This window comes from Paraburkholderia oxyphila NBRC 105797 (genome assembly GCF_000685075.1).
GTDB lineage: Bacteria > Pseudomonadota > Gammaproteobacteria > Burkholderiales > Burkholderiaceae > Paraburkholderia > Paraburkholderia oxyphila.
The window spans coordinates 1-3049 of record NZ_BAYD01000237.1; the positions used below are offsets into that span (position 1 = coordinate 1).

The 3049-nt window shown below is 60.0% G+C and carries 2 protein-coding genes; both read left to right on the forward strand.

Going from position 1 to position 3049, the window contains the following annotated elements; translation table 11 throughout:
* The first annotated feature begins 902 nt into the window (after positions 1-902).
* The gene (locus BO1_RS48450; protein ID WP_028223728.1) at positions 903-2024 is read left to right on the forward strand and encodes a polyamine ABC transporter substrate-binding protein; all 1122 of its coding nucleotides are present in this window, start codon (positions 903-905) and stop codon (positions 2022-2024) included.
* Positions 2025-2249: 225 nt separating this feature from the next.
* Positions 2250-3049, forward strand: an 800-nt coding sequence (locus BO1_RS48455; RefSeq protein WP_028223729.1) for an ABC transporter ATP-binding protein, incomplete at its 3' end; no start/stop codon positions are given.

Genomic DNA, 3049 nt, shown 5'->3' on the forward strand with positions numbered 1-3049 from the left:
GCTAGTGTGACGCCGTCCACCACTGCCCTGTTCATCGGAGCGGCTCCGGGGCATCCGTCTTCTCGCACACTCCGCGTGAGTGACAAAGGGCTCATTCTTCCCGCCACGCGCTACGCGCGGGCGGAAGGGTATGCAAGGGCAACCGGGCTTGCTACCCGGCGAATGCGTGAGAGTGCTGCCGGCTTAATACGTCGGAGTCCTACTAAAACGTGCGCACCCCACCGCTTTTGATTATGCCCCACGGCGCGCGCAACGCCGCCGGATGGATGAGCCCTTAGTCACTCCGGGTGACACCGCGCGATGACAGGCGCCCCGGAGCCGCTCCGATATCAGGTTAGTGGTCCACTGCGTCACTCCGGCGGTTTGAGCGGCTTTCTTTTGCCCAGCCCTTTTTTGTAGTCCATTGAAAATTCACAACCTGAACAATAGCTTACATTGCTCGGCAGCGATGTGAACGTCTCGAACTTCGTATATTTACGACCTTAGATCTGCAATAGAGTGCTGCAACACGAAAAGAATTCGACGCCGTGCCGCATGTCATGCGCAGACACGGTGTTCCGAAGGAGATGGAGACAATGGTTGCACGCAGCTTTGCGCGAGTCGAGACATTCGACTCCGAACTTCTTCCTGGCCGATCGCAACACGCGAGATCCATTGGATTGTCCAGCCCACGGCCTGGCGGGCTCGACACCTCCGACCGGTCAGGTCCCGGCCGCTTCCCCGCACCAGTCCGGCTGCGCGCGTTCACGATCACACTGAAAAAACGATCGCCGCAAGCGGCGCCTTCATTCAAGGCCTGACCGGCGGCTCTTTCGCTACACACGTACTCAATGGGCGGTGGCATCAAGCGGGTGCCTGCGGCGGTGCTCCGTCCGAACATTATTCCCCCAGGGAAAACCCACATGAATCTGTGTCATCTTCGTCGCGCGACCGCCGTGGCCGCGACGGCTCTGGCTGCAAGCTTTTCAGTGACTTCGATCCAGTCTGCCCAAGCCGCCGACAGTGTCTTGAACGTCTATAACTGGTCCGACTACATCGCCAAGGATACGATCCCGAACTTCGAAAAAGAGACGGGAACGCACGTCAAGTACGATAACTACGACAGCGACGACACGCTCCAGGCCAAGCTGCTCGCGGGCAGTTCGGGCTACGACATCGTCGTGCCGTCATCGAACTACATGGCCAAGCAGATCCAGGCGGGTGTGTACCAGAAGCTCGACAAGTCGCAAATTCCAAATCTGAAGAACCTCAACCCCACGCTCATGAAAATGATCGCGGATACCGACCCGGGCAACCAATACGGCGTGCCCTGGGCCTATGGCATCGACGGCATCGCCTATAACGAGCAGGCGGTAAAGAAGGCACTCGGTGACAAGGCACCCGTGGATAGCTGGGCGCTCGTGTTCGATCCGCAATACCTCTCGAAGCTCAAAGGATGCGGAGTGTCGTTCCTCGACCAGCCCGCCGACGTATTCGCAGCGACCCTGCAGTACATGCACAAGGACCCGAACAGCACGAATCCGGCCGACTACCAGGACGCGTTCGACGTCCTGAAGAAGATCAGGCCGTACATCACGCAGTTCAATTCTTCCGGCTACATCAATGATCTGGCAAACAACGACGTCTGCGTAGCCGTTGCGTACTCGGGCGACACCGGCATCGCTCGCCGCCGCGCGGAAGAATCGAAGCGTTCGTATACGATCCGATTCTCGAACGTGAAGGAAGGCGGCGTGCTGTGGTTCGACATGATGGCCGTGCCGAAGGACGCTCCGCACCCGCAAGCGGCGATGAAGTGGATCAACTACATCGAGGACCCGAAGGTCAACGCGCAGATCACGAACGAAGTGTTCTATCCAACGGCCAACGCCGCCGCGCGTCCGCTCGTAACACCACTGGTCACCCAGGACCCGAACATCTATCCGTCCGATGAGACCATCAAGAAAATGACGTTGCTGAGGTCTAAGCCGCTCGAGATCCAGCGTCTTGAAAACCGCCTCTGGGCACAGCTCAAGACCGGGCACTGATCAACCTGAAGACGAGACAAAGGAGACATCGCGGACGAGGGTTCGATCGAAACCTCTCCGCACACCACGCGCAGTTTTGACGTCTGGTCGCGTGGCGCGGTAACAACCCGAATCAGGCAGCCCCCCTTTGAGTTCCGGTCGAAAGACCCGCTTCCACGTGTCGCTCCGCGCGCTTCGTGTGGGACTGCCTGTGCCTGAACGCCGTAAGGCAGGAATGGTCACATCATGAAAATGACGCCTTCAGTCAATGCCCAACAGGCCGTGCGCTCGCCGGCCGCCCCGTCCCGGGACGAATTCGTCCGCATCGAGAACGTCGTCAAGAAGTTCGGCGACAGTATCGCCGTCAACAACGTGAGCCTGAACATCGCGAAGAACGAACTGTTCGCACTGCTTGGCAGCTCGGGTTGCGGCAAGTCCACGCTGCTGCGCATGCTCGCCGGTTTCGAGACCGCCACCTCGGGCAAGATCTTCGTCGACGGCGAAGACCTCGCGACGCTCCCCCCGTTTCGCCGCCCTGTCAACATGATGTTCCAGTCGTACGCGCTCTTCCCGCACATGAGCGTGGAGTCGAATGTCGCGTTCGGTCTCAAGCAGGAAGGCGTGCCCAGGAACGAGATCAAGGAGCGCGTGGCCGATGCGCTGAACCTCGTGCAGATGGGCCGCTACGCCAGGCGCAAGCCGCACCAGCTCTCGGGCGGCCAGCAGCAGCGTGTCGCGCTCGCCCGCTCGCTCGTCAAGCGCCCGAAACTGTTGCTCCTCGACGAGCCGATGTCCGCGCTCGACAAGAAGATCCGCCAGAAGACCCAGCTCGAACTCGTGAACATCATCGAGAAGGTCGATGTCACCTGTGTGATGGTCACGCACGATCAGGAAGAGGCCATGACGATGGCCAGCCGCCTCGCCGTCATGAGCGAAGGCCGCATCGTGCAGATCGGCTCGCCCAGCGGCGTCTACGAATTCCCGAACAGCCGCTTCTCCGCCGAGTTCATCGGCTCGACCAACCTTTTCGAAGGCCGAGTGGTCCA